At 56.4% G+C, this 26,659-nt stretch carries 22 protein-coding genes and 1 rRNA gene; 19 read left to right on the top strand and 4 right to left on the bottom strand.

All coding sequences use genetic code 11. The features are described 5' to 3' along the window. Window positions 1–41: 41 nt before the first annotated feature. The 14 genes from KIH86_RS15730 (at window position 42) to KIH86_RS15665 (ending at window position 17,150) form a co-directional block, all read left to right on the top strand. A complete protein-coding gene (locus tag KIH86_RS15730) occupies window positions 42–1,106 on the top strand; it encodes an ABC transporter substrate-binding protein (protein ID WP_223080963.1) in 1,065 nt (354 codons plus the stop codon). A 45-nt stretch (window positions 1,107–1,151) separates the two neighbouring features. Next, a complete protein-coding gene (locus KIH86_RS15725; RefSeq protein ID WP_223080962.1) occupies window positions 1,152–1,406 on the top strand; it encodes a heavy-metal-associated domain-containing protein in 255 nt (84 codons plus the stop codon). Window positions 1,407–1,415: 9 nt separating this feature from the next. After that, complete coding sequence (locus tag KIH86_RS15720; RefSeq protein WP_223080977.1) at window positions 1,416–2,411, top strand: cytochrome c biogenesis protein CcdA; 996 nt, start codon at window positions 1,416–1,418, stop codon at window positions 2,409–2,411. Window positions 2,412–2,430: 19 nt separating this feature from the next. Continuing rightward, window positions 2,431–3,009, top strand: coding sequence for a TlpA family protein disulfide reductase (locus KIH86_RS15715; protein ID WP_223080961.1), 579 nt, complete (start codon window positions 2,431–2,433; stop codon window positions 3,007–3,009). A gap of 269 nt (window positions 3,010–3,278) precedes the next feature. Next, window positions 3,279–4,238: a glycosyltransferase family 2 protein gene (locus KIH86_RS15710; RefSeq protein ID WP_223080960.1), complete on the top strand. Its 960-nt coding sequence runs from the start codon at window positions 3,279–3,281 to the stop codon at window positions 4,236–4,238. Then, window positions 4,235–5,641, top strand: a complete 1,407-nt coding sequence (locus tag KIH86_RS15705; RefSeq protein ID WP_223080959.1) for an undecaprenyl-phosphate glucose phosphotransferase — start codon at window positions 4,235–4,237, stop codon at window positions 5,639–5,641. The genes KIH86_RS15710 and KIH86_RS15705 overlap by 4 nt, the downstream gene beginning before the upstream one ends. A gap of 94 nt (window positions 5,642–5,735) precedes the next feature. Continuing rightward, complete coding sequence (locus KIH86_RS15700; RefSeq protein WP_223080958.1) at window positions 5,736–6,626, top strand: phosphatidylinositol-specific phospholipase C/glycerophosphodiester phosphodiesterase family protein; 891 nt, start codon at window positions 5,736–5,738, stop codon at window positions 6,624–6,626. A gap of 222 nt (window positions 6,627–6,848) precedes the next feature. After that, entirely contained in the window at window positions 6,849–7,556 is a 708-nt protein-coding gene (gene pcrB / locus KIH86_RS15695; RefSeq protein WP_223080957.1) for a heptaprenylglyceryl phosphate synthase, read from the top strand. A gap of 55 nt (window positions 7,557–7,611) precedes the next feature. Further along, a complete protein-coding gene (gene pcrA / locus KIH86_RS15690) occupies window positions 7,612–9,960 on the top strand; it encodes a DNA helicase PcrA (RefSeq protein ID WP_223080956.1) in 2,349 nt (782 codons plus the stop codon). 157 nt (window positions 9,961–10,117) lie between these two features. Further along, window positions 10,118–12,142 (top strand): NAD-dependent DNA ligase LigA, encoded by a 2,025-nt coding sequence (gene ligA, locus KIH86_RS15685; protein ID WP_223080955.1) that lies wholly within the window; start codon window positions 10,118–10,120, stop codon window positions 12,140–12,142. A gap of 131 nt (window positions 12,143–12,273) precedes the next feature. Beyond that, a complete protein-coding gene (locus KIH86_RS15680) occupies window positions 12,274–12,981 on the top strand; it encodes a response regulator transcription factor (protein ID WP_223080954.1) in 708 nt (235 codons plus the stop codon). Window positions 12,982–13,000: 19 nt separating this feature from the next. Next, a complete protein-coding gene (locus tag KIH86_RS15675) occupies window positions 13,001–14,125 on the top strand; it encodes a sensor histidine kinase (RefSeq protein WP_235775440.1) in 1,125 nt (374 codons plus the stop codon). Window positions 14,126–14,244: 119 nt separating this feature from the next. Continuing rightward, a complete protein-coding gene (locus KIH86_RS15670; protein WP_223080953.1) occupies window positions 14,245–15,201 on the top strand; it encodes a hypothetical protein in 957 nt (318 codons plus the stop codon). After that, entirely contained in the window at window positions 15,198–17,150 is a 1,953-nt protein-coding gene (locus KIH86_RS15665) for a transglycosylase domain-containing protein (RefSeq protein WP_235775439.1), read from the top strand. Before KIH86_RS15670 ends, KIH86_RS15665 begins: the two co-directional genes overlap by 4 nt. A gap of 171 nt (window positions 17,151–17,321) precedes the next feature. Here the strand turns inward: KIH86_RS15665 and KIH86_RS15660 are convergent, their stop codons facing one another. Next, window positions 17,322–18,077, bottom strand: coding sequence for a helix-turn-helix transcriptional regulator (locus tag KIH86_RS15660; RefSeq protein ID WP_223080952.1), 756 nt, complete (start codon window positions 18,075–18,077; stop codon window positions 17,322–17,324). 217 nt (window positions 18,078–18,294) lie between these two features. Between KIH86_RS15660 and KIH86_RS15655 the strand changes: the two genes are divergently transcribed. The 4 genes from KIH86_RS15655 to KIH86_RS15640 all read left to right on the top strand — a co-directional run bounded on the left by KIH86_RS15655 (window position 18,295) and on the right by KIH86_RS15640 (window position 22,440). Continuing rightward, the gene (locus KIH86_RS15655; RefSeq protein ID WP_223080951.1) at window positions 18,295–19,650 is read left to right on the top strand and encodes an ABC transporter substrate-binding protein; all 1,356 of its coding nucleotides are present in this window, start codon (window positions 18,295–18,297) and stop codon (window positions 19,648–19,650) included. Between the two features lie 94 nt (window positions 19,651–19,744). Beyond that, window positions 19,745–20,626 carry a carbohydrate ABC transporter permease gene (locus KIH86_RS15650; protein WP_223080950.1) on the top strand — a complete coding sequence of 294 codons (882 nt, stop codon included), beginning with the start codon at window positions 19,745–19,747 and terminating at the stop codon, window positions 20,624–20,626. Further along, a complete protein-coding gene (locus KIH86_RS15645) occupies window positions 20,623–21,456 on the top strand; it encodes a carbohydrate ABC transporter permease (RefSeq protein ID WP_223080949.1) in 834 nt (277 codons plus the stop codon). The genes KIH86_RS15650 and KIH86_RS15645 overlap by 4 nt, the downstream gene beginning before the upstream one ends. A gap of 36 nt (window positions 21,457–21,492) precedes the next feature. Then, window positions 21,493–22,440, top strand: coding sequence for a nucleoside hydrolase (locus tag KIH86_RS15640; protein ID WP_223080948.1), 948 nt, complete (start codon window positions 21,493–21,495; stop codon window positions 22,438–22,440). Window positions 22,441–22,502: 62 nt separating this feature from the next. Here KIH86_RS15640 and KIH86_RS15635 read toward each other — a convergent pair whose 3' ends face one another. The 3 genes from KIH86_RS15635 to KIH86_RS15625 all read right to left on the bottom strand — a co-directional run bounded on the left by KIH86_RS15635 (window position 22,503) and on the right by KIH86_RS15625 (window position 26,160). Then, complete coding sequence (locus KIH86_RS15635; RefSeq protein WP_223080947.1) at window positions 22,503–23,291, bottom strand: hypothetical protein; 789 nt, start codon at window positions 23,289–23,291, stop codon at window positions 22,503–22,505. 161 nt (window positions 23,292–23,452) lie between these two features. Next, on the bottom strand, window positions 23,453–24,718 hold the full coding sequence (locus KIH86_RS15630) for a molybdopterin-dependent oxidoreductase (protein WP_223080974.1): 1,266 nt from the start codon (window positions 24,716–24,718) through the stop codon (window positions 23,453–23,455). Window positions 24,719–24,903: 185 nt separating this feature from the next. Continuing rightward, window positions 24,904–26,160, bottom strand: a complete 1,257-nt coding sequence (locus KIH86_RS15625) for an MFS transporter (RefSeq protein ID WP_223080946.1) — start codon at window positions 26,158–26,160, stop codon at window positions 24,904–24,906. A 339-nt stretch (window positions 26,161–26,499) separates the two neighbouring features. Here KIH86_RS15625 and KIH86_RS15620 point away from each other — a divergent pair. Continuing rightward, window positions 26,500–26,659 (top strand): 16S ribosomal RNA (locus tag KIH86_RS15620); the annotation flags it as partial.

Raw genomic sequence — 26,659 nt, 5'->3', positions numbered from 1 at the left:
AAAGTTCCGCCGGAAACGGGCGGCGAAGAGGGAGGGGCTCTATGACCAGGCACCGCCGCATAATGCTAATGCTCGCAGCCTGTCTCTTGCTCGCGGTAAGCGCCGGTTGCGGCGGCTCCCGAGCGGAGCAGCGGACCATTACGAACATCAAGGGCCAGGAGCTGAAGGTTCCGGTGGAGGCCAAGCGAATCGCCGCCGTATACGGGCCTTCCTATGAAATACTGGTCATGCTTGGCGCGGAGGACCGGATTGTGGCTTGCTCTGACGTGCAAGTGGACAATTTTCCGTGGGCGCAGCTCATTTTCAAGCGGATGAATACACTGCCCAAGCTGAAGAACGTGCATACCGCCGTGAACATCGAAGCGCTGCTGTCGTACAAGCCCGATCTGGTGCTCGGATTCCCTCGGCCGAACGAGAGCAACAAGCTGGACGAGCTGAAGATAGACAATGTGCCGGGAGCGGTGACCGCCAATCTGGAGAGCTCGCTGAAGCAGCTGGAGGTGTACGCCAACGCCGTTGGAGGCGAAGCGCCGGAGCGGGTGCGGGAATACGAGGATTATTTCCGTGCGAAGCTGAAGCGGGTGACGGATGTTACAAACAAGCTGCCGGACGCCGATCGCCCTGCCGTGTATTATTCGGCTATCGATCTGCTGTCCACCTACGGCAAATATTCCGATTTGACAGAGGTGATTTCGGCTGCGGGGGGCCGGTCCGTTACCGCCGATTTCGAGGCGGGCAATCATTCGCAGATTACGTTCGAGCAACTGGTGCAGTACAACCCGGCCTATATTTTTATCGACCATGGCGGAATCAATGACCTGGAAACGGCGGAGAAAATCCGTTCGAACGCCTACAGCGACGGCCGGTACGGACTGATCAAGGCCGTGGCGGACAAGCAGGTGTATTTGACGCCAAGCGGTGCTTTTTACTGGGATATGGGTTTGCAGAAAATTTTGCTGGTCATGGAGATGGCCAAAATCCTTCATCCCGATGCATTCGCCGATCTGGACATGAACGCGGAGCTGCGGGAATTCTACTCTAAGTTCTATCATTATGAGCTTACGCAAGAGCAAGCGGACCAAATCCTGAACAGGGAGAACCCCTGATCGTCTTGCAAGACAAGACTAGTGGGAATCGGAGGAGGTATTCAAATGGAACAATCGCAGAATACGGTCGCAACCAGGTTTATTGTGGAGGGCATGCATTGTCCCAAATGCGAAGCGAAAATCACGGAAGCTGCCTTGCAGGTGCCCGGCGCTCTGCATGTCAGTGTTGACCGGGAAGGCAAGCGTGTGACGGTTACGCATCTGGACGAGAGCGGGCTGGTAGGCGCCATACGCGGCCGGATCGAAAGTCTGAACGACGGGAAGTTCACCGTAACGGGCATTGCCGCCGCCGAGGCATAAGGGCGGGTCATGACCGCCAATTACGGACTCAGCTTCCTGGAGGGCGTGCTGACCTTCATCTCGCCCTGCATGCTGCCGATGCTGCCGGTCTACCTGTTCTACCTGGCGGGTGTGGCCGGTCAGGAGGACAATCGGGAAGAGTACGCTGACTCAAGGGCTGTCGATTCCCGGACTGCCGACTCCCGTGCCGCCGACTCTCAGACTGCCCAACCCAGGGCCGACGCCCCGGAGTCGCATCAGGCGGAATCCCGCGCAGCAGGCGGGAAGGCCGCTCCCTGTGCTGTTGGCTCCCGGACCACCGATGCCCTAACCGCCGCCCCCCGGACAGCTGATGCACGGACCGCCGATCCCCGGACTGCCGATTCCCGCGCCGCCGACTCCCAGGCCGCCGACCCGGAGTCGCAGCAGCCGGAATCCCACGCGCCAGACAGCAAGGCCAGCCCTTCGCAGCCCCGCCGAAGTGGCGGGAGGCTCTTCCGGAACGCCGCGGCCTTTGTCGCCGGGTTCACGCTGGTATTCGTCTCCATGGGAGCGGCGGCAACCGCAGTCGGCGCTTTTCTGAACGGACATCTGGCTCTCTTTCGTCTTCTCGGCGGAATGCTGATGATTCTGTTCGGACTGAGCTTCGCCGGGGTGTTCAGGCTGGGCTTCCTCCAGAAAGAGCGGCGTCTGTCCTTTCAGCCGGGCAAGCTGACGGTTCTTCGCTCCCTAGCCTTCGGTGCGGTCTTCGCGTTCGGCTGGACGCCATGCGTCGGCTACTTGTTGTCATCGTCGCTGCTCATGGCGAGCACCTCCGGCTCCGTGCCGCAGGGGATGGCCATGCTGCTGCTGTACTCGCTTGGCCTCGGCCTGCCGTTCCTGTTCTCGTCGCTCATCTACCATGAGCTTAAGGAGACATTCCGCTTTCTGCAGCGGCATAACAGGCTGATCGGCATCCTCTCCGGAATCGTGATGATTGCGGCCGGTGTACTGACACTGACGGGAAGGGTGCTGACGAACTGGTAAACAGAGAGGAGAACATGCCATGAAAATGAAAAAGCTGCTGTGGCTCTGGATCGCCCTGCTGGTCTTCCTGCTCGCGGGCAGCGCCTTCATCTACAGCCGCGCCCAGGCGGGCCCGCAGACTCCGCTGTCGGGCGTGGCGCCCATCGAATTGCTTAAGGCTGCATCGGGGGCGAAGGAGCCGGCGGAGTCCGGGAAGCTCCGGGCGCCGGATTTCAGTCTGAAGGATCTGAACGGCAGACAAGTGTCGCTTGCGGATTACAAGGGCAAGATTGTCGTGCTTAATTTCTGGACAACCTGGTGCACCATCTGCAAGAAAGAGATGCCGGAGCTGGATCAGGCTTCGTCTATTCTGCAGAAGCGCGACGATGTTGTGCTGCTCGCCGTCAATACCGGAGAAGACCCGGAGACGGTGAAGCAGTATATGAAGGACAATGCCTATACGCTGCCGGTTCTGCTGGACCCTGATTCCACACTGTTCAAAGCATTCGGTCTAAGGGCATACCCCACGACCATTGTCATTCTGCGGGATGGTACCGTATATGGGGGAGTGGAAGGCGCCATTACGGCGGAATCCCTGCTCGAGCTGGACAAGCTGTGATGCCCTTACTGTCATTCATTGCGATTGCGCAATCGCCTGTTTTTCCGCCTGAGCGGGAGAACAGGTTTTTTTTATTTCCAGGTAAGCGCTCGTTATCTTGAAGATGATTCCAGACGATTGTCCTTGTTATCACCTTTTTCATGAATCGCACCATCAGAAGGAAACTTGCAAAACAGATGAAACTTGCGAAAACCGCACCGTTAATCTATGTCAATCTATGCTATAATATTGTCGATAGATTACTAATTTTGTATGGAGCGTAACAACCTGTGAAACCTGATGTCAGTATTCTGATCCTTAACTACAAAACGCAGCGTCTGACTTTGGACTGTATACAGTCGGTATATGACTCGGAGACGAACTACTCCTACGAGATTATTGTGGTCGACAATCACTCCTCCGACGGGTCGGTGGAAGCGATCCGGGAGCGGTTCCCGGAAGCGAAGCTGATTGCCAATTCGGAGAATGTCGGATTTGCCAAAGGCAATAACCAGGCGATGGAGATCGCAGACGGGCGTTATGTGCTGCTGCTGAACTCGGATACGGTGGTACGCCCGGATACGCTGGAGACGATGATCGCCTTCATGGACAGCCGGCCGGATATCGGGGCATCGGGTTGTAAGGTGATTTTGCCGGATGGAAGTCTCGACAAGGCCTGCAAGCGCGGATTTCCGACACCTTCGGCGTCCTTCTACTATGCGTTCGGCTTCAGCAAGCTGTTCCCTGACAATCCCCGGTTCAACGGCTATCAGCTCGGGTATCTTGATCCGAATGATGAGTATGAGGTGGACTGCCTGGTCGGCGCCTTCATGCTGGTCCGTCAGGAGACGATCCGGCAGGTTGGAGGGCTGGACGAGACTTTCTTCATGTATGGCGAGGATTTGGACTGGTGCTATCGCATCAAGGAAGCCGGCTGGAAGATTTACTACTACCCGAGAACATTGATCATCCATTTGAAGGGCGGAAGCGCAAGGCGCAGGCCGCTCAAAATTATTTATGAATTCCATCGCGCTATGATCCTCTTTCATCATAAACATTACCGTAGGAAGTATTTCTTCGCGGTTAATGGCGCCGTATATGCGGGAGTGGGCGTCAAGTTTGCCGCAGCACTGCTGCGCAATGCTTTGACGGTGGGCAGAGGGAAGCCTGCACCGGCTCCTGATCTTTCCGCTCTGGGGCAGACCCAGACCGCGAACCGGTCCGACAATAATGCCGAGGTGAGATTATGATTCGCCGCAACCAGCGGTTTTTGACCCAACTGTATATGGTGGCCGACTTTATCGTCATCCAGATTGCATTCCTGTTCTCCTGGTGGCTGAAATTCAAGAGCGGCTGGATGCCTTACGAGAACCATATGCCGGTAGAATCGTATGCCTACTGGAGCATGGTGTACGGGGCGATTGCGGTGATGATGGGCATTTTGCTGTCGCTGTATCTCCCCAAGCGCAAGAAGCGCTTCGCGGATGAATTCCTGAAGATCTTCCAGGTGAACGGACTGAGCCTTCTGATTCTGCTCGGCCTGATGTACTTTCTGCGCGAGATCGATATTTCACGTCAGTATCTGACCGTATATATCAGCACCATTATGCTCTCCACCATGCTCTACCGTTACGTGCTGAAGAAGATGCTGAAATCATTCCGGGAAAAAGGCTTCAACCGCCAGTTCGTCCTCATTCTCGGGGCGGGTACGCTGGGTAGACGAATCTATGATAATCTCGCCAACTACCCTGAACTCGGCTATGAGATTATCGGCTTTCTGGATGATTACCAGACCTGGGACCCTCTTGAAGCGAAGAGATATAAGCCGATCCTCGGGAAAATTGACGAGCTGCCGGGTCTGCTGGATACGATGCTGATCGACGAGGTGGTGCTTGCGCTTCCTCTGGATGTGCACCACAAGTTCCCTACCATTATCGCAACCTGTGAAAAAGCCGGCGTCCGCACCCTGATCATCCCCGACTTCTTCGATTATTTGCCGGCGCGTCCGTACTTTGATAATTTCGCGGGCATGCCGATGATCAACGTCCGCGACATCCCGCTGGATCTAACCGGGAACCGGATGGCCAAGCGGGCATTCGACATCATATTCTCGCTGTTCGCCATTCTGGTGACAAGCCCGATTATGCTGGCTGTAATACTGGGCGTGAAGCTTACCTCTCCCGGTCCGATTATTTTTCGTCAGGAGCGGGTAGGGCTGAACCGCAGAAACTTCACCATGTACAAATTCCGTTCCATGCGCATGCAGCAGGACGAGGAAGAGGATACCGGCTGGAGCACACCGGTGGACCCCCGTCGGACCCGGTTCGGAACCTTTATCCGGAGAACGAGCCTGGATGAACTGCCCCAATTCTTCAATGTGCTGATGGGTCATATGAGCGTGGTCGGTCCCCGGCCGGAGCGTCCGTATTATGTCGAGCAGTTCAAGGATGAAATCCCGAAGTACATGGTCAAGCATCATGTGCGGCCCGGCATTACCGGCTGGGCGCAGAGCAACGGATTGCGCGGGGACACCTCCATTGAGGACCGTATCAAGCATGATATTTTCTACATCGAGAACTGGTCCCTGCTGTTCGATATCCGGATTATCGTCAAGACGATCCGCAACGGCTTTGTCAACAAGAATGCCTATTGAGTGAGCTATCATACTTAATCTTCCCCGTCTCGCCGGGCAACGGCGGAGCGGGGAATTGTTTTTTTACAAGACATAAGGCAAAGGAATCCTGTATATGAAGAAAAAAGCAGTCCTGACATTCGCGATTTTCCTCTCATTGACTATCCTTATGGTGGCGATATGGCCGCACGGGTCCAAGAAGCAGACCGGCACCGGCTACGCCGCATACCGTATTGTCGCCCACGCGATGGGCGGGATTGACGGTCACCCGTATACGAACGCTTTTGAAGCATTCGTCGCCAACTATGAGAAGGGCACCCGGCTGTTCGAGACTGATCTGCTGCTGACCAGCGACGAAAGGCTGGTGGCGAGGCATGAATGGACGCAAAATATGAGCAAGCTGCTGAACCAATGGGATACGCTGCCTACAGACAAGCGGGAGGGAGTTCCGACATATGCGGACTTCATGGACACGCCGATCCTCGATATTTATTCCGCCATGGATTGGGATACGGTCCTTGACCTGCTTGAGCATTATCCGGATGCCTATATTGTGACGGATATCAAGAAATCAGGCTCTAAATCCATAATGGATGAGTTTGAAATGCTGGTCGACGCCACGCAAAAACGTGATCCGGCTCTGCTGAACCGAATTATACCCCAAATCTACAACCGGCCGATGCTGGAGCAATTGAACCAGATCTATACCTTTCCGGAGGTCATCTATACGCTGTATGAGTCGCCGGACAGCGATGAGCAGGTGATTGATTTTGTGAAGCAGACTGGCGTGAACATCACGATGCCCGTCAGCCGGGCGAACGGGAAATTCATCTCGAAGCTGAAGGATGCCGGGGCGCGCGTCTACGTGCATACTCTCAACGAGCCGAGTGAGATCGGGAAGCTGTACCGGATGGGGGCGGACGGGTTCTACTCGGATTTCATATCGGAGGACGAGCTTGAGAAATCGGGCGCGCTGCGCCGTATCTCCTGGGGGTTTGGCGGATAACCTGATCTATAGGGACATTGATGTGATGCGGCGGTCTTATCCGCCTTCGTGGACGCGGAAGCTGCTGATTGAAAAGGCGAAAAAATGTTCGCCTTTTTGGGCTGAATTAAATTGACAGGCCTATCCTGCTATTTTAACATAGACTGTACAAGACAGGTGGCAGACGCCCTGTAATGACTTCAGCATTTTGTATAAGCTCACTTAAAAGAAGGTTGGAATTCCATGAATACGGCGCGTCAAATGATAGAAACCTGGCAGCATGTCTTCAAGCTCGATCCCGACCGGACGATCGGAGAACGGGAGCTGGAGGCGGTATGCCATTCCGGAACCGATGCCATCCTTGTCGGAGGCTCATCCGGCCTGACGTATGACAATACGGAGGAGCTGCTGGAGCGGATTTCCCGGTACAACATGACATGCGCCCTGGAGGTGTCCGATCTGGCCGCCGTTGTTCCCGGTTTTGATCTGTATATGATCCCCATCGTGCTGAACACGCCCGATCCGGCGTGGATTGTGGGGCAGCACCGGGCAGCCATAGAACGTTATGCCGACTTTATTCCCTGGGAGAGTCTGATCGCCGAGGGATACATTGTGCTGAATGAGCATTCGACCGTCGCGCGCGTCACGCATGCGGAGACGTTTTTGACTCCGGAAGCGGCCGCGGCCTACGGTCATATCGCCGACAAGCTGATGTCGCTTCCGATTGTCTATCTGGAATACAGCGGCCGGTTCGGTGATCTGGAGACGATGGCTGCCGTACGCGAAGCGGTGGGACAGGCCCGTCTGTTCTATGGAGGCGGGATCACCGGAGCGGAGGATGCTGCCCGGGCAGCAGGAATGGCCGATACCGTTATAGTAGGGAATATTGTCTACCAAGACATAGAGCGCGCGCTATCAACGGTTGGCGCAGTTAAGGCGCGAAGCGTATAGTGTATGTATTTTGAACGAAGCCTTTTCAGGCGCTTTAGAAAGGGGCATGCTATTCATGCAATCCGTTAACATAATCGATGCCGTAAGCCGGCTGAATCCGCCGCAGCGGCAGGCAGTTGAGGCGACCGAGGGACCGCTGCTCATCATGGCCGGGGCCGGGAGCGGCAAGACCCGGGTGCTGACGCACCGGATCGCCTGGCTCATCTCGAATCGGAAGGCTCCGCCATGGGCGATTCTGGCGATCACCTTTACCAATAAAGCCGCCCGCGAGATGCAGGAGCGCGTATCCCGGCTCGTCGGACCGGATGGACGGGATATTTGGGTGTCCACATTCCACTCCATGTGCGTCCGCATTCTGCGCAAGGATATCGAACGGATCGGATTTACCTCCAACTTCTCGATCCTCGATTCCACGGACCAACTGTCCGTCATCCGCGCCTGCATGAAGGAGCTGAACATCGATACGAAGAAATTCGAGCCGAAAGCGGTTCAGTCGATGATCAGCACGGCCAAGAACGAGCTCGTTACGCCGCAGCAGTACGAGATGAAGATCGGGGACTATCTCGAAGGGCTTGTCTCCAAGGTCTATAAGCTGTACCAGAAGAAGCTCAAGAGCAACAACTCGCTTGATTTCGACGACCTGATCATGACGACGATTCAGCTCTTCAAGGAAGTGCCGGAGGTACTGGATTTCTACCAGCGCAAGTTCCGCTACATTCATGTCGACGAATACCAGGATACGAACCGGGCGCAGTATATGCTCTGCCGCATGCTGGCTGACAGCCATCATAATATTTGCGTCGTGGGCGACAGCGACCAGTCGATCTACCGCTGGCGCGGCGCGGATATTACGAATATTCTGAACTTTGAAGAGGATTACCCGGAGGCCAAGGTCATTCTGCTGGAGCAGAATTACCGCTCGACGAAGAACATCCTGAACGCCGCGAACGGGGTCATTGCGCTGAACAGCGGGCGGAAGCCGAAGAAGCTGTGGACAGACTCCGACGAGGGACCGAAGATCAAGGTGTACCGGGCCGACTCCGAGCATGACGAAGGCTATTTCGTCACCGGCGAAATCAGCAAGAATGTGAAGCAAGGCAAGTCCTATCAGGATCATGCTATCCTGTACCGCACGAACGCCCAGTCCCGGGTAATAGAAGAAATTCTGATCAAATCGGATATTCCGTACCAGATCGTCGGCGGCATCAAGTTCTATGACCGTAAAGAAATCAAGGACTTGCTCGCCTACCTGCGGCTGTTGTCCAATCCGGACGACGATATCAGCTTAACCCGGATCATTAACGTGCCTAAGAGGGGGCTGGGCGACACCACGGTGTCCAAGCTGTCCGATGCGGCCGCAGCCCGTGGCGTTTCGATCTACCAGGTACTGGAGACGGTGGACGATCTCGGCTTCGCCGGACGGACGCGCAATGCGCTGGTGGAATTCTACGACATGATTCTGGCGCTTCACCGGATGGTGGAGTTCCTGTCGGTGACGGAGCTGACAGAGAAGGTGCTGGAAATGTCACAGTACAAGCTGGAGCTCCAGAAGGAGAATACGATTGAATCGCGGTCCCGGCTTGAGAATATTGATGAGTTTCTGTCGGTAACGATGGAATTTGAGAAAAATAATGAAGACAAATCGCTCGTCTCCTTCCTGACCGATCTGGCGCTGATTGCCGACATCGACAGCATGAACGACAGCGAGGAAGACCGCTCCGACGCCGTTGTGCTGATGACGATGCACAGCGCCAAGGGACTGGAGTTCCCGACGGTATTCATCGTCGGCATGGAGGAAGGCGTCTTCCCGCACAGCCGCGCCTTCCAGGACAATGACGAGCTGGAAGAGGAGCGCCGGCTGGCGTATGTGGGCATTACCCGCGCGGAGAAGCAGCTCTTCCTCTCCTGCGCGCGGATGCGCACGCTGTTCGGGCGGACGACGCAGAATCCGCCGTCCCGCTTCCTCGAGGAAATCCCCGAGGAACTGAAGGAGGACACGGCCGGTGAGGGTCCCGACCGGTTCCGCCGCGGCGGAGATTCCGGCGGCGCTTATGGCGCCCGCGGCTTCGGCGCTGGCGGGCGCAGCAACTTCGGAGGCCGGAGCACAGCGTCTCCGGCCCCGTCAGCCGCCCCGGGCTCCAGGGGCGGCGCGGCCTCGCCGGCTGCGGGACGCAGCAGCGGCGTGACCGTGACGTCCGGCACCGGGGCGCAGCCGCGGCCGGCCGGGGGATCGCCCGCCGATTACAAGGCGGGCGACAAGGTCTCGCACGGCAAATGGGGCATTGGCACCATCGTCGCCGTGAAGGGAACAGGCAATGACATGGAGCTGCAGATTGCCTTCCCGGCCCCGACGGGCGTGAAGAAGCTGCTCGCGAGCTTCGCCCCGATTACGAAGGCGGAGTGAGCGGAGGGGCGCGGGTTCCACTGGAATGCCGCGCCCTTTCTGTGCAGTAGGCAGCTTGCCCGGTCATTGTTCATTGCCGGGGCTCCTCTGGCTGCATATGGAACAGTACAATAAGTAGCAAGAAAAATTAAGTCACCCACGGAGGGATGTTCCCAGCATGGATGCAACTGAACGAATGAAAGAACTGGTAGCGGAGCTGAACAACTACAACTATCATTACTATACGCTGGACGCACCGCTGGTCAGCGACAAGGAATATGACGCCTTGTACGACCAACTGACGGCTCTGGAAGCGGAGAGCGGAGTCATGCTGCCCGATTCCCCAACCCAGCGAGTGGGCGGGGAACTGCTAAAGGGCTTCGTGCCCCACAAGCATCTTGCGCCGCTCTGGAGCCTTGATAAGGCCCAGAACATTGAACAGCTCCGCAGCTGGAACACGCGGGTGCTGAAGCTGGTGAACGACTATAACGCCAAAAATCCGGATCAGCTTCTTCCGGAGCCTTGTTATGCCGTAGAGCTGAAATTCGACGGGCTCACCTTGAATCTGACCTACCGGGACGGACGGCTCGTTCAGGCGTCAACCCGGGGTAACGGGGTGACGGGCGAAGGCATCCTGGCCCAGGTCAAGACGATCAAGTCGATCCCGCTGACGATTCCCTTCACGGATGGGGTGATCGAGGTTCAGGGCGAAGGCATTATGAACCTGTCCGCGCTTGCCGAGTACAACAAGACGGCAGCCGAGCCGCTGAAGAACGCCCGGAACGGAGCGGCGGGGGCGCTGCGCAACCTGAATCCGAAGGTGACGGCCGGGCGGAAGCTGAGCGCTTTTTTCTATAACGTGGGATACAGCGAAGGGACCGAGTTCCAGACTCATCAGGAGATGATGCAGTTTCTGCGGGACAACCGGTTCAAGGTCAATCCGTATCTGACCTATTTCGAGAACTTCGATGACGTGACGGAGCAGCTGGCGGAGATTGAAGACGGACGCTCGAAGCTTGATTATCTGATCGACGGCGCGGTTATCAAGGTCACCGATTTCCGCACCCGCGAAGTGCTGGGCTATACGGACAAATTCCCGCGCTGGGCGGTTGCCTACAAGTTCGAGGCCGAGGAGACGACGACGGTGTTGGAAGCGGTCGTATGGAATGTGGGGCGTACCGGCAAGATCACGCCGCTGGCGAAGGTGGAGCCTGTGGAGCTGGCGGGCGTAACCGTGCAGAACTGCACGCTGAACAATGTCGGCGACATCGAACGCAAAAATCTGAAGCACGCGCTCGGCACCCGCGTCTTTATTCGCCGCTCCAACGATGTCATCCCGGAAATTCTAGGCAAGGTGACCGAGGAGAGCGACGGCGGTGAGATTGTGTTCCCGGACCACTGTCCGGCCTGCGGCTTCCCGCTGGAGATGCGGGGCGCGCATCTGTTCTGCAACAACAAGCTGAACTGCAAGCCGCAGATTGTGGCCCGGATTTCCCATTTTGCGTCCAGAGACGCCATGGATATTGAGACATTCAGCGAGAAGACGGCGTCGCAGCTGTATGATGAGCTGAGCGTCCGGGAACCGGCCGATCTCTATGAGCTTACCCTGGAGCAGCTCGTGAAGCTGGAGCGGTTCGGCGAGAAGAAGGCGGCCAATCTGCTTCAGGCTCTTGAAGACAGCAAGGGCAAGGATTTGGCGTCCTTCCTGTTCGCGCTCGGCATTCCGAATACAGGAAAAGCGACGACCCGAATGCTGGCCGACCATTACCGCAGCCTGGATGCGGTGATGCAGGCGAACGCGGAGGAGTTGGCCGAGCTGCCGGATATCGGCGGCATTGTGGCGGAGAGCATCGTCGGCTACTTCGCCGACCCGTTCATCGTGACAGGGATAAGCAGGCTGCTGGAGCTAGGCGTGAATCCGACAGCGCCGGAAGCTCCGGCCGCGCCGGTGGAGAATTCCTTCTTCAGCGGCAAGACGGTCGTGCTGACCGGCTCGCTGCAGTTGCTTACCCGTGACGAAGCGGCCGAGCGGCTGGAGGCGCTTGGAGCAAAAGTAACCGGCAGCGTCTCGAAGAAGACCGATCTCGTCATTGCCGGCGAGAAGGCGGGCAGCAAGCTGGCCAAAGCGCAGTCGCTCGGCATCCCCGTGATCGAGGATGAAGAGGAGCTGCTGCGGCTGCTGGACGGCGGGGCGCCTGAATAAGAAGCGCTCATTCGGGGGATGCACAGGAACGAATCAACGGCGTGTTGGGAACAGGCTGTGCATTTTTTTCGAATAACGAATACTCCCTCCGGAAAATCGGATGGCACATAAGGAAAGGAACCGAATGTGACATGGAACGGGATACAATTCTGCTGGTGGATGATGAGAAGGAAATTGTGGAGCTGCTGGAAATCTACTTCCGGAATGAAGGATACCGTCTGCTTAAGGCGTTCGATGGCCGGGAGGCGCTGGATCTGCTGCGCCGGGAGAAGGTCGATCTGATCATTCTGGATGTGATGATGCCGCGCATGGATGGACTGGAAGCCTGTATGAAGATCCGGGAAGAACGGCGCATGCCGATCATCATGCTGTCGGCCAAAGGCGGAGACCTGGACAAAATTGGCGGACTAAGCATCGGGGCGGACGATTATGTGGCCAAGCCGTTCAATCCGCTGGAGGTGCTGGCGCGGGTGAAGTCGCAGCTTCGCCGCTATCATGTGCTGGGCGGGGAGCTGCGGGAGAAGGTTGCGGAGGGCGAATTGGTGTGTGATGATCTGATCGTGTCTCCGGTCAATCATGAAGTGACCGTTCAGGGGCGGCCGGTCAAGCTAACTCCACGCGAGTTCGCGATTGTCGAGCTGCTGGCTCGCCATCCGGGACAGGTGTTTAACGTCGAGCAGATTTACACACGGGTCTGGGGAGAGCCGCCGATGGACAACGGGAACACCGTTATGGTGCATATCCGCAATATCCGGGAGAAAATTGAAGTCGATTCCAGAAAGCCCCGCTACCTTCATACGGTATGGGGAATCGGGTACAAGCTTGACCGGATGAACTGACGGTAAGGAGAGAGAGCCGGTGAACTCTAAAATGGGCGGGACCAAATTCATATATACCGTGCGCTGGAAGTTTATTTACGCATTTGCGCTGAGTGTACTCTCGGGCGGACTGCTGCTCTATGCCGGTTACCGGATGGTTCAATCCCTTCTCTATACGAATCCGTGGCCTTCCAACTCGCCCTATACTAGAGCGCTTCGCTGGATAATCAATCATTTCGGCTCGACATCCGTGATGACGGCGGTTGGCATTTTGAGCTTTCTGCTGTTCTTCTTTATCTACTCCCGAAAAATCATTCTATATCTCGAGGAGATCACAAGAGGCATCACCGAGCTTGCTTCGGAAGGCATGTCCCGCCGGATCGAGGTCCGGACCGGGGATGAATTAGGCGTGGTCGCCCTAACGATCAATTCGCTAGCCGAGCGGCTGGAACGTTCCTGGGAAGAGGAGCGGAGCGCCGTGCGGGCGAAGAATGATCTGATCACCGGAGTGTCGCATGACCTGCGGACTCCGCTGACGTCGATTCTCGGTTTCTTGGAATACATAGAACAGGACCGCTGCCAGGATGAGGTCGAGATGCGTTATTATACCGGAATCGCTTATGAGAAATCGCTCGTCCTTCAAAAGCTCATCGACGATTTGTTCGAATATACGCGGGTCAGCGGCGGCGGGCCGCAGCGGATTATGGAGCGAATCGACCTATCTGCGCTGGTACGGCAGTTGACCGTCGAATCCGGGCCGCTTCTGGAGCGCGCCGGGATGAAAATGGTGCTGACCGGTGACGAAGGCCCCTGCTCGATCAAAGCGGCGCCGCTGGACTTGGTTCGGACGTTTGAGAATTTGATCGCCAATGCGGCCAAATACGGCAGCGACGGAGGACTGCTGGAAATTGAAATCATCCGAGAGCCCGCCAACGTGTTGGTGAGGGTCAGCAATTTCGGCGAGATGATCGCCGCCGCCGATCTGCCGCATGTATTTGAGCGGTTCTATCGCGCGGACAAATCCCGCTCCCGGCAGGAGGGCGGCTCCGGTCTTGGACTTGCGATTGCCAAGAGCATCACCGAAATGCACGGCGGCAGCATTTCCGTCGTCAGCAATCCGGACCGGACGGATTTCATCGTTACGCTTCCGTTGCTCTCCGACTGAACTATCTTAAGAAAGAGTTAAGAAAGATGGAAGGGGAATCTTAAAAACTTGCCGCTATACTGGTGCAAAGGGGACGCGAGCCAGACACGCCGCCGTCCCTCTTACCCGGAGGTGGCAGCATGCATCGCTTCAGAACCGTATCTTATGGCTATCTTTATATTTGTCTGGGAAGCGCCCTGCTAAGCGGCGCTTTTCTTGTTGCAGCCCGGCAGGTGCTGGGGTTCCTGTTCCGTACCCAGAGCGCCGATTCGTCCGCGGCTTGGTTTCATCTGGTGAAGTGGACGATCAATCACCTGGGCAGGACACCGGTGGCTGCTGCTGCATTTACCTTGCTGTTCACCCTCTGCTTTGCGCTTCGCTCCAGGCAGTATGCCGCCGATCTGCGCGAGATTGCCCGGGGCGCGCGGGAACTGGCCGGGGGGAATGTGGCCGGCAAGGTAAGGGTGATGTCCGGCGGCGAGCTGCGCGACATCGCCGTTAGTCTGAACCGTGCGATGATGCGGGATGGCCAGGATGGCCGGTCCGAGGAGCCCGGCGACAGGCACGGGGAGACCGACGATGGCGCCGCTGCCGCTCCGCCGCCCGAACCGGCGGCAAGCGGGCCGGCAGGGGCCGGAGCGTCCGCCCGGCCTGCTTCGACTGAGCCGGGGATGGGCGAGTTTAACCGGCCGGAGTCCGCCCCATCGGCTGCTCCGTTGCCCGCAAGCGGCGACTGGCTGGCGCTGGGCCTTCGCAGCCGCGCCCTTCGGCGCGGGCTGGAAGAGGCGGCATTCGAAACGGATGCCGCGGCAAGGCCCGGACGATTCCCTGAGCTTATAGAGGAAGCTCGGATATTGGAACGCATCCTCGAGGATCTGGCGGACCGAAGTCTGCCGCCCGCTATGTCAGAGCGCCCCGGTCTCTCTCGAAGGGGCGACACGGGAGACGGTCCCGATCGGAACGGCGGAATTGCCCATTCATCTGAAAGGGGCGCCGATCCTGCCGCCAGCCGCACAGCCGCAAGGAACGGCGCGGAGGAAGCAGCACCCTTGGACGCCTCGTCAGCGGCTCTGCTTCACAGGGAGGAGCAGCCATGATGTCCATGCGCCAGCTTCTCCTTCGCCGGCGCTTTGGGCGCCAGGGCTATTCTCCGCGCGCCCATCGTCTTCCGAAGGCCTCCGGAACGGCTGCCGGGCCGCTGCGCCGGCTGCCGTACGCGGCCTTCGATCTCGCCGTAGTGCTTACAGGCGCATGCGTGTTGCTCTTATTCGGGCTGCGCCTGTATGGCGAGCAGACGCTCGCGCAGCAAGCCGACAAGCTGCTGCTGCCCCAATCGACCGTCCTGTTGGCGGCGGACGGCTCCGTAATGTCACGTATCCCGATCCCGGGCGGGGGCTACCGGGAGAATGCCGAGTCTGGCGAGCTCCCGCCTCTGCTGCTGGAGACGGTGATGGCGGTGGAGGACCGGCGGTTCTATGAGCATAAGGGCCTGGATTATCGCGGCCTCGCCCGGGCGCTGGCCAGCAACGTGTCCGCGATGCGGGTCGAGCAGGGAGGCAGCGGAATCACGCAGCAATTGGCGCGGAGCCTGTTCCTCAGCAGGAAGCAGACCGTTGCCAGAAAGCTGAAGGAGGCGGCAATCGCTATGGCGCTCGAACGCCATTTGTCCAAAGCCGAAATTCTCCGTCTCTATCTCAACGAGACGTATTTGGGGCGGGGTCAATATGGAGTCAAAAGGGCGGCGTTTTATTATTTCGGCGTCCGTGATTTAAAGGAACTGACACTCGCACAGATTGCCCTTCTGGCGGGTATCCCGAAGGGACCCTCCATTTATAATCCGGTGGATCGCCCGGAATTGGCCGTGAAGCGAATGCGGGAGGTGTTGGGCATTATGAAGAGCAACGGCCTCATCACCGCCGCCGAGGAACGGCAGGCGCTTCAGGCCGGTCTGCATGATGCCGCACCCTCCCCCGGAAGCGCCGCAGAGCACAGCGCGGCGGGTTATGCGGTCGCGGCGCTTCAAGAGGCTTCCGCGCGGACCGGAATCCCGCTCGCGAAGCTTCGAGAGGGCGGCTACACCGTGACGAGCGGGTTGAACCCCTCGGCGCAGCGCGCGGCGGAAACGGCCTTTCGGAACCCGGCCAACTTCCCGCCGGATGCGGGCGGCGAGCGGGCGCAGGGGGCGGTCGTCATCCTCGATTCCCGCACCGGTGAGGTCAAGGCTATGGTCGGCGGGCGTGACGAGACCGGCGGCGGTATGAATCGGGCCGTTTCCGCCGCCCGGCAGCCCGGCTCCGCGATTAAGCCGATCCTCGTCTACGGACCGGCTTTGGAGAGCGGCAGGTTCACGCCGGATAGCTTGCTGCCCGACCGGCCGGCCTCCTACGGTGGATATTCGCCGGGGAATGTCAAAGGCGTCTATCGCGGAACGGTGACGATGAACACCGCGGTCGAGCGTTCGATCAATGCGCCGGCGGTCTGGCTGTTGAATGAGGTGGGGGTGACGCAGGCCCTTGCTTTTGCGGCCAAGCTCGGGATTGAACTGCCTGCGGAAGACCGGCAGCTCGCCATCGCGCTGGGTGGCACGCACGGTGGAGTGTCACCGCTTCAAATGGCTCAGGCGTACGGCGTGTTCGCTTCAGGCGGCCGCTTCAGCACCGGTCACCTCGTACGCGAGGTGCGGGATGGTTCCGGTCATCTGCTGTACCAATGTACGCCGGATAGCCAGCAGGTCATCGCGGCGCGTACCGCCGAAATGATGACTGCCATGCTGGTTGGCGCCGTAAATGAGGGAACCGGGCGCAAGGCGCGGCTCAGCGGAATAACGGTTGCCGGCAAAACCGGAACCACCCAGCTGGATATCCAGGGTGTACCAAGCGCGGCCAATCGGGACGCCTGGTTTGCTGGTTATGCGAAGGGGTGGTCGGCGGCGGTCTGGATCGGATTTGACCGGACAGACCGGAATCATTACATGACGGATGGCGGCGGGACGGCGGCGGCTCTTTTTGCCGCGATCATGGGACCGGCCTTGAACGCCCTCCCCTGAACAAAAAATCAAATGCAAGAGCCGTTTCCGAAATTTCGCCGGAAACGGCTCTTTGTTGTGGAATGAAACATCTTCAAAGTTTCTTTCTTCAGAACCTCGCCATTCTGCGCGGGAGACAGCACGCTCTCCGTGCAGCCTGAAATGGCTGTCGGCAATGCAATGCGCATGAGCCTACCCCGCCGGGGTTTTCCGGAATTTCAGCGGAGTGAGTCCCGTCTCCCGTTTAAAAATAGTGCAGAACTGGGAATCCTTCGAGAACCCGGATTTTTGCGAGATGACGGAGATCGGAAGCTGGGAATGAAGCAGCAGCGATTTGGCATATTCGAGCCGCTTATTTTGCAAATACTGCTGGGGAGAGACGCCGGCCGTTTCTTTGAATAAATGCCTGAACCGGTCATAGCTGTACCCGGACATCCGGGCGAGAGTCTCGATGGAAACGCGCTGCCGGAAATGCTCGTCCATGAAGTTCATCGCATATTTGAGTCGGCCTCCGCCTGGACGGATATGCTTGTTCAGACCGACCAGACGGTGGATCTGGGTGGTCAGTTCGGTGACCAAAAGGTTCAGCATTTCGAAGAAATTCTCCTGCTGCTCGGTAAATTCATGCTCCATGCGGAACATCAGCTGCCGGATCGTATGCTTCTCATCATCCTCAAACACCTGATTCAGATGGCGGATCGCTCCGTCCTGCTCGCAGTGAAAGCCGATGAACAGCAGCTCGGAGCCGGTTAAGTGCCTCTCGTCATGCAGCGTCCGCGGCGCAATGAAAGCGAAAGTGTTCGGTTTGAAGCTGTACTGTGTGGAGCCGATCATGGTCGTTCCGTTTCCGTTCAGATAATAGACCAGCTCGTAGCATTCATGCTGATGAAGCTGGATATAGGTGTCCTTCGGATGATCAGTATGGAAAAGAAACAACAGACGATCCACTTTTTACCCTCCATTCTGGGATAGTTAGCCGAATCATAGAAAAAACTGACCGAATAAGGGTGATCTTTATCACTAATTATTGATATTATCCTAACAACAAATATATGAGACCGCAATGGAAACTCATTCTTGTGTAAGGTTATCTGACGGTGCGACGGACATGGGGCAGCAAGTGGAGAAAGGTATTTTCATTCATACTGAAGGAGTGAACCATACGGTGAGTACAAAGAGAAAAGCATTGTTGTTGTCGCTCGTCCTTAGTGTCACAGCTATTCTGGGGGCCTGTTCGAAGCAGACGGAGCAAGGCGCGGCCGAGTCCGCAGCCTCTTCTTCTCCGGCGGCAGGGGGAGGGACGCTGACGATTATGGCGGAGACCAGCTCTCATGCCGATGCGTTCAAGAGCATCATTCCGGATTTCGAAGCGAAGTATGGTGTGAAGGTTAAGGTCGTGGAGCTTCCTTATGATCAGTATCATCAGCAGCTGACGCTCAAATTCACCTCCGGCTCCGCCGACTTTGATCTGGCTTATGTGCCGATCGGCTGGGTTCCTGAGCTTCAGGTTCCGAACTACATCGTTCCGATCTCGACCGATCAGGCGGAGCTGGACAAGCTGAAACTGGACGACTTCCCGGGAATCGAGAACGCCTACTTCGGCGACAAGAAGGAGCTGTATTTTGTTCCTTACATGAATGAAACGCAGGGGATTCTGTACCGGACCGACCTGTTCAACGATGAGAAGGAGAAGGCTGCTTTCAAAGCCAAGTACGGGTATGATCTCGCGCCGCCGAAGACGATGCAGCAGTACAAGGAGATTGCCGAGTTCTTCAATCGCCCCGACCAGAATCTCAGCGGCGTGACGCTGATGGGGGAGAAGAGCATCCTGCTCGGATTCGCTTTTTACAATCGGCTGTTCAACTATGGGGGCGATCTCTACGACGACCAGTACAAGCAGCAGTTCGACAACGAAGCAGGCGTGAAGGCACTGAACGATTTGAAGGACATGTTCAAGTACACCTCTGCCGCCGCGAAGCAGTATGGCTGGTCCGATGCGTCGGGTGAATTCCTGCAGGGCCGCAGTGCGATGGCAGAAATGGCGACAACGATCGCCCAGGTCGCGCAGGACCCGGCACAGTCCAAGGTCGTTGGCAAAGTCGGCTTTAGCGCCATTCCGGCCAATGATGAGAACACGAAGGACATCAAGCGCTTCTACCTGCCTTACGGATTCGTTATCACCAAGGATTCGAAGCTGAAGCAAGAGGCGCTGGAATGGATCGAGTTCGCCACCAGTCAGGAAATGATGGAGAAAGCCGCTCCGGTCGGCAACATCCCGGCTCGCACATCGGCGCTGACCGGCACGCTGTCCTCCCAGTACAGCTTCTATGCTCCGCATGCCGAAATTATGAATTCCTTCAAGCTTAAGCCGCTGCCGTTGATCCCTGAAGGGTCCACCATCACCGGCGATATTTTGCCAAGCGCGGTATCCCGGTTCCTGAACGGCGAGCAGACGGCGCAGGAGGCGCTGGACCAGGCCGCGTCGGAGTATGACGAATTGATGAGCTCGCGCGGATATTGAGACAAGGCCGGGCGCAGCATAAGCGGAAAAGTGTGATGCATGGAGGGGCGCTCTCGCCCCTTCTCCAATTTTTCAGGTAAGGCGGTTAGTCTATATGTCTTCCGATTCGCGAGAGAAATGGTGGTTTGCCCTTCCGGGCGTGTTGATTATCGTGGTCGTGCTGCTCATCCCGATTGTGGCTGCTCTTGGCCTAAGTTTCTTTTCCTATCCGCTGCAGCGGCCCGATCTGGGCATCAGGTTCACAGGGCTGGATAACTTCTCCAGATTGCTGTCGGACAAAAATTTCTTCACCTCTCTATGGAGAAGCGTGTTGTTCACGCTGGGGGCGGTGGCGGCCGAGCTAGTGCTTGGAATGATCCTTGCGCTCCTGTTAAAAGGAGAGGTCTGGGGGAAGACGCTGTTCAAGGTCGCTTTTATGATCCCGATGATGATGGTGCCTGTTGTAGTCGGCGTAGCCTGGCGTCTGTTCCTGCTGCCCGATTTCACTCCGCTCCAGACCATTTTCGGGTTCCTGCATATTCCGTTCAACCCGTCCAAGCTGCTGACCGAACCGGGGTGGGCGATGTTCTCGGTCATTCTTGCCGATGTGTGGCAGTGGACGCCGTTCGTCATGCTCCTGATTCTGGCCAATCTCCAGGGGATTTCGCCTGAAATCTACGAGGCTGCCCAAATGGACGGAGCTTCGAAGTGGAGGGAATTCTGGCGGATAACGCTTCCGCTTGTCTTTCCATCGCTGCTGTCGGTCGGCATTCTTCGCGCCATGGACGCCATGCGGACCTTTGACCTTGTGTATATCCTGACCAGCGGCGGTCCGGGAACGGCTACCGAACTGCTGTCCATTTACAATTATAAAATCGCCTTCGGCCGGTACGATATGGGATACGCTTCGGCTGTATCCGTCGGCGTCATGCTGGTGCTGGGCGTCTGCATTTTCGGTCTGCTGGCTTACGTGAATCGGGGAGGGAAGCGAAGATGAGTGCTAGACGAGTGCGACGGAACCTGTTTAAAAGCCTCAAGACAGCCGTCTTGTGTCTGTTCCTGATTTTCTTCATGCTGCCGATTCTATGGGTCGTTCTTACCTCGATCAAGCTTCCTGTGGACCAGCTGGCGATTCCGCCTGTCTGGATTCCGGAGCATCCGGCATTCTCGAATTACGTGCAGCTGTTTCAGCATCCGGATTTCATGACCAGTCTGATCAACAGCTTGCTGATCGCAGGTGCGGCGACGCTGATTACGACTGTGCTGGGCGCTTTGGCGGCTTATTCAATCGAACGCTTCAGCACAGGCGGAAGCCTTCTGCCGAATGTACTGCTGCTCACGCGGATGATTCCGCCGGTCGTCGTCATCGTGCCCGTCTTTCTGTTCGCCTATCGGGTGCATCTGTTGGATACGCACATCCTGCTGATCCTGACGTACTCTGCGCTGAACATGGCGCTTGTGATCTGGCTGCTGCGTGCCTTTTTCGCCTCGCTGGCGGTGGATATGGAGGAGGCAGCGCTGATCGACGGCTGTTCCCGGCTGAAGGCGTTCATCCGGATCGTACTTCCTGTGATCATGCCCGGAATTGCGGCAACTGCGCTGATTTGCTTTATTTTCTGCTGGAACGAATTTCTGTTCGCGGTCACGCTGACGGGGGCGCATACGAAGACGATGCCGGTTCTGACGAGCACTTTTGTCAGCCAAAAAGGGCTGGACCGGGGATTGATGTCCGCGAGCGGCATCATATCCAGTCTGCCTGTTATTCTGCTGACCGTATTTTTCCAACGGTATCTCGTGAGCGGGCTTACGCAGGGAAGTGTGAAGTAAGCTTGCGGTATAGAACTCGAAGAAAGGATGAATGGTTTGAAGAAAGTCATCATTGATTGCGACCCTGGGATGGACGACTCCCTGGCGCTGATTCTGGCGATTAAATCGCCGGAGCTTCAGGTGGAAGCCATTACGGCGGTTGCCGGCAATTATCCGGTTGATATAACGAGCGTTAACGCGCTGAAGGTGCTGGAGCTGCTGGAGCGTACCGATATTCCCGTAGCAAAAGGGATGGGCAAGCCGCTTGTGCGTGATCTGCCAAACGATCCCTTCTCGCACGGCTCGGACGGGCAGGCGGAGGTCCATCTGCCTACCCCCACAACTCCGCTTCACGACAGTCACGCCGTCGATCTGATCATCGAGACGGTGAAGCGGAACGCCGGGGACATTCATATTGTGGCGCTGGCTCCTATGAGCAACATTGCGATGGCCATCATGAAAGCGCCGGAGATTATTCCATTGATCAGCGGGATTACCGCGATTGCCGGCCAGTACGGACTGAACCGCTATTCTACAGCAAATGCAACAGGGGACAACCCCCAGAGCGAATGGAACGTATATGTCGATCCCGAAGCCGCGGACATGGTGTTTAAATCGGGAATTCCGCTCCAGGCTATCGGGCTGGATGTGTCCACCCATTTTGATGTCAATTTCACCGAGGCGGAGCTGGCGGAGCTCAAAAAGTCGCCCAAGCCCGAGGCGGGCGTGCTGCATCAAATGATTCAATTCGTGCTCGGCCGCGGCTTCGAGTCTTATTGTGTCCTGATTGATTCCATGGCGGTCGCTGCTGTTATCGATCCTTCGCTCATTCAGTATTTGAAGGCCAGGGTAGGCGTTGAGACCAAAGGCGAACTTACCCTCGGCATGACGATCATGGATTCGCGTCATCATCATGTATGGGGAGATTTGCCGGAAGTAGCAGTAGCCTATGAGGCCGACTACCGGCGCTTCCTCCGGCTCGTGATGGATACCGTACTGGCTTAGTTTGGGCGAATAGAGCGGACCTGGCGGATCGGGGAACCCCAATTCAACCTGTCCCCAGTCGTTCAATCGCTAAGCGTATCATCCTGTATCCCGTATTTTTTGAGATAGGCCTTAACCTCTTGCAAATGCAAGGTAATGTATTTGTTGCTTTCTTTTATCTTGTTGTTGGCGGAAACAAAGCTGAACTTGGCGGGCGATGACGGGGCAAGCGCCTTCTTGAACAGAATAACGGCGTCCAGTTTGGTTTTCATTCCTTTAATGTAATCCTGATGAAGGGTGGCCAATTCCGGATTATCGGTCTTGATTTTCTTGGATTGGGCAAGGGCTTGCGTCACGTTCGGCACTATGACCTTATCGTAGGCGTAATAGGCCTGTTTCCGGGTAGAAGTTGTAACGAGCTGATATTTGGCATAATAAGTCATGGCAACATCGTCGTATTGCGCCACCTTCTCGAACTGTTGCTTATAGGCCCAGTAGTCTTTCTCTTCCTGGCTGGTTCCGACCGTCAGCGTAAAGCGCAGTTCATCATATCCCGGATAAGTAAAGACGATATCAGCTGTACCTTCCGAAAGACCGGTGATTTTATATTTAAAATAATCGGTTGATTCTACCTGGAGTACGGATTCGTCCGAGGATACAGGCTCCAGATCGAGAACATTAAATTGCGACATTTCTTGAGCCGGCGATATTACTAGCGTTACGCTCTCGCCAACGTCCATCTTGTAAGCCGAGAACGTAAAGTTGGCTTGGTCTTTCAGATTTGCACCAGCGGCAGCCGCCGGCTGCGCCGGGAGCAGAAGGGGCAGAATCAGGCTGAGTCCCAGTATGTACTTAGCTACTCTTTTTAACAAATCTATCTTCTCCTTTTGGGTATTTCCAACAGCGTAGCCTATTTCTGAACAGTCGGCAATGACGTACAAGACTTGCATCCTATCGCATATAAAAAGCAAAGGCAGCCCCTGGTCGTCAGGGACTGCCTCTTTTCGTGCAAGACTTCTCAATCCGATCGCGGTTACAGCGTCTGCTTCTTCCCCGGCAGCCAGGCGTCGTTGTCATACCCTCGCTGCTCCCAATAGCCGATATGGTCGCTGTCGATCAGCTCAATCCGGTTCAGCCATTTCACGGACTTATAAGCGTACATCTGAGGCACGACTAGCCGGACCGGGCCGCCGAGCTGATTGGAGATCGGCTTGCCGTCATGCAGGACGGCGACGAGCACATCCTCCATTTTCGCCTGATCCAGAGTAAGCGCGTCGGTGTATACGCCGTCCCCCGAGTAGAACTTGACGCTAGTCGCCGTGCTCTTCACGCCAGCCATTTCCAGCAGATGGGCGAGAGGGATGCCCTCCCAGGTGTTCTTGTAGACCGACCAGCCGGTAATGCAGTGAAAATCGCTCACCTGCACCTCCCGCTGCAGCTTGAGGAACTGCTCCCAGTTCCAGGTGAAGGTCTGGTCGACCAGGCCATCGATTGTAAAAGACCAATTGGAATTGTCGAATGCGGGGATATCCGTTACGGTGTAGACGCGGAAATTCCCTTGGGCCCCGCCTCCAATTGGAGGAGAGGACTGGGCCAGCGGCGCGGGATCGGGAATCATCTTGTTGGCGTTGTCTGTTGAAGCGTCCCCGGGAGACAGCTGGAGCGAGCGGCCCATCCAGCGCACGAACGTCGGACCAATCGTCAGGGCTAGCCCGGCACCGACGGCTGTTTTGATGAAGCTGCGCCGGGTGTACACGGGTTCGGGTCTCTGCCTTTTTGTCTGTGTCCCGTCTGCGGCTGCTTCCGTCTGCCGATCCTCTTCCGGACGGATGGACCGCTTGTTCGGTTCCTTCAGCCAGCGCGTTCTGGTGATGGAATGATAAATAATGACCGGAAGACCGACCCAGGTGAACAGATCATGGATCAGGAGCGCTGCATTGGCTGCGCGGGGACCGGCTGCTCTGTACTGCCACAGCACGATGCCCGACAGAATCCATCCGGCCAGCAGCAGCAGAACGAACAGGACGTTCGCCTTTTGCGCCGCTTTACCCTTGAGTCTCTTCCAATGCTTCGAGGCCAGGAACAAGTAGTAGAGCACCGGAATGAGCAGCAGCAGCCCGATATAAGTATGCGCCCACTTCAGCCATACCCGCCCTTCGCCCAGCCACTCTCTCCAGAAAGCCCCAACCAGCATGAGGCCGCTTACCGACAGGAACAGCACCAGCCAGGCATTCCACGCATGAATGGACACCAGCTTTTTGCCATAGCCTTTCCGGATGCGGGCCAGCGCCTCTTTGATCATCACTTAAGCCTCCTTCCCGGTTCGAAAAACAGTGGTGCTTTAAATTTTAAGTAATTGATTTTATTGTACCGCAAGCGGGGGCGCTTTAAAAATAACTTCGCATTTCCGCGAGAAAGCAGCGCAACAAGGCTCAAGATCTCTCTTCGAGAGTCCTGAGCCCAATTGAGGGTATGTCCCTTCTCTTACGCTTCTGCCCATTCCTCCAATTGACTGTCCCCGGGAAGCAGCAGTGCCAGAAGGCCGAGAAGCGGCAGGAAGCCGCAGGCGATGAATACCCGGGCGATTCCGATCTCATCGATCATATGGCCGATTAACAGGGAGCCGATTCCGCCGAGACCGAAGGCCAGGCCTGTTACTAATCCGGACACGGTGCCGATATTGCCGGGATACAGCATTTGCGCGTAAATGACCGTAACCGAGAAGCTGGACAGCAGAATGAATCCGCCGATGAGCAGCAGCACGCCAGCCCAAAATTGACTAACAAAGGGCAGAGCCAATGCGAACGGAACGGTTCCTACCATAGAGAGAAGGATCAGGTTTCTCCGTCCGAAGCGGTCTGCCAGCGGCCCGCCGAACAGGGTGCCGATAGCCCCCGCCGCGAGATACATAAAGATGTAATTCTGTGCGCTGTTCAGCGCAAGTCCGTATTTATCCATTAAGTAAAAAGTGTAATAGCTGCCTATAGCCTGGCCATACCAGGAACGAACAAAGACGAGCAGGACCAGAATAACAGTTGCGCGAAGAATGCTCTTGCTCCTGGCAGGATCGATGGAACGCGAGGCGGCTTTCTTACGGAAAGTATAGCCGGTGTTCAGCATTTCCCGATACCAGCGTGCTACATAGACCTGAACGGCGACGCCGGCGGCAGCAATAGCGGTAAAGCCCAATGCGCCTATTTGACCGAAAGGAATGAAGATCCATTTGGTGAGAAGCGGACCGAACGATTGACCGGCATTTCCTCCAACCTGAAATATGGATTGCGACAGGCCTTTTTTCAGACCGGCCGCCATATGGGCTACCCGCATCCCTTCGGGGTGAAACGCGGCGGAGCCAAATCCGATCAGTACGACGGAGAGCAGAACCAGGACGTAGTTATGAGCATAAGCCAGCAAAAGAACGCCCAACAGCGTGCTTCCCATCCCAAGCGGCAGAAGGATCGGCCGTGGATGACGGTCCGCCGCATAGCCGATAACCGGTTGAATGACCGACGAAGTGACATTGAGCGCAAACGCGATCCATCCGACTTGGGCGAATGACAGCAGCATATTGTCTTTTAGAATGGGGAAGATCGCCGGGATTACAGCCTGAATCGAATCGTTAAACAGATGAACGAAGCTGACGGCCAGCAAGATGCGGTATATCGTGGCCTGCTGCAAAGTAGGCTGTGCCTTATCACCCGTACTGTCGGCGGTGAGAGTGGGGGCAGAATGATTTCTCATAGTGGCTCCTTTCTATAAATAACACTAAACATAACCGCTGGAATATCAGGGGGCAATGATTTTTACACCGATTATATTGAAAGAAAAAAAGAGTTGCACTCATCACATCAGCGTGGTATATTATTTCTTGCGGCTCGAAAGGTTATGTTGAAATAAAGCGCATAACTGAAAAAAGAGTTGCGAATGATCAACCAATATGTTATGATAAAATTCCTGTGTGCGATATTGTGAGAATATCGAATGCAGGGGCAAGTTCTTTGAAAACTGAACAAATGAACGCGTTAAGAACTGATTCATGTAAATGAATCGTCAGATTCAAAATGAGCAATCAGCTTTTCTTTAATGGAGAGTTTGATCCTGGCTCAGGACGAACGCTGGCGGCGTGCCTAATACATGCAAGTCGAGCGGAGTTATGAGGGGGCTTGCTCCGGATTAACTTAGCGGCGGACGGGTGAGTAACACGTAGGCAACCTGCCCTTCAGACTGGGATAACTACCGG

Source organism: Paenibacillus sinensis, from assembly GCF_019904155.1.
Lineage (GTDB): Bacteria > Bacillota > Bacilli > Paenibacillales > Paenibacillaceae > Paenibacillus_AQ > Paenibacillus_AQ sinensis.
Note: the sequence above shows the minus strand (reverse complement) of the source record. Positions and strands in the feature narration are given on the sequence as shown.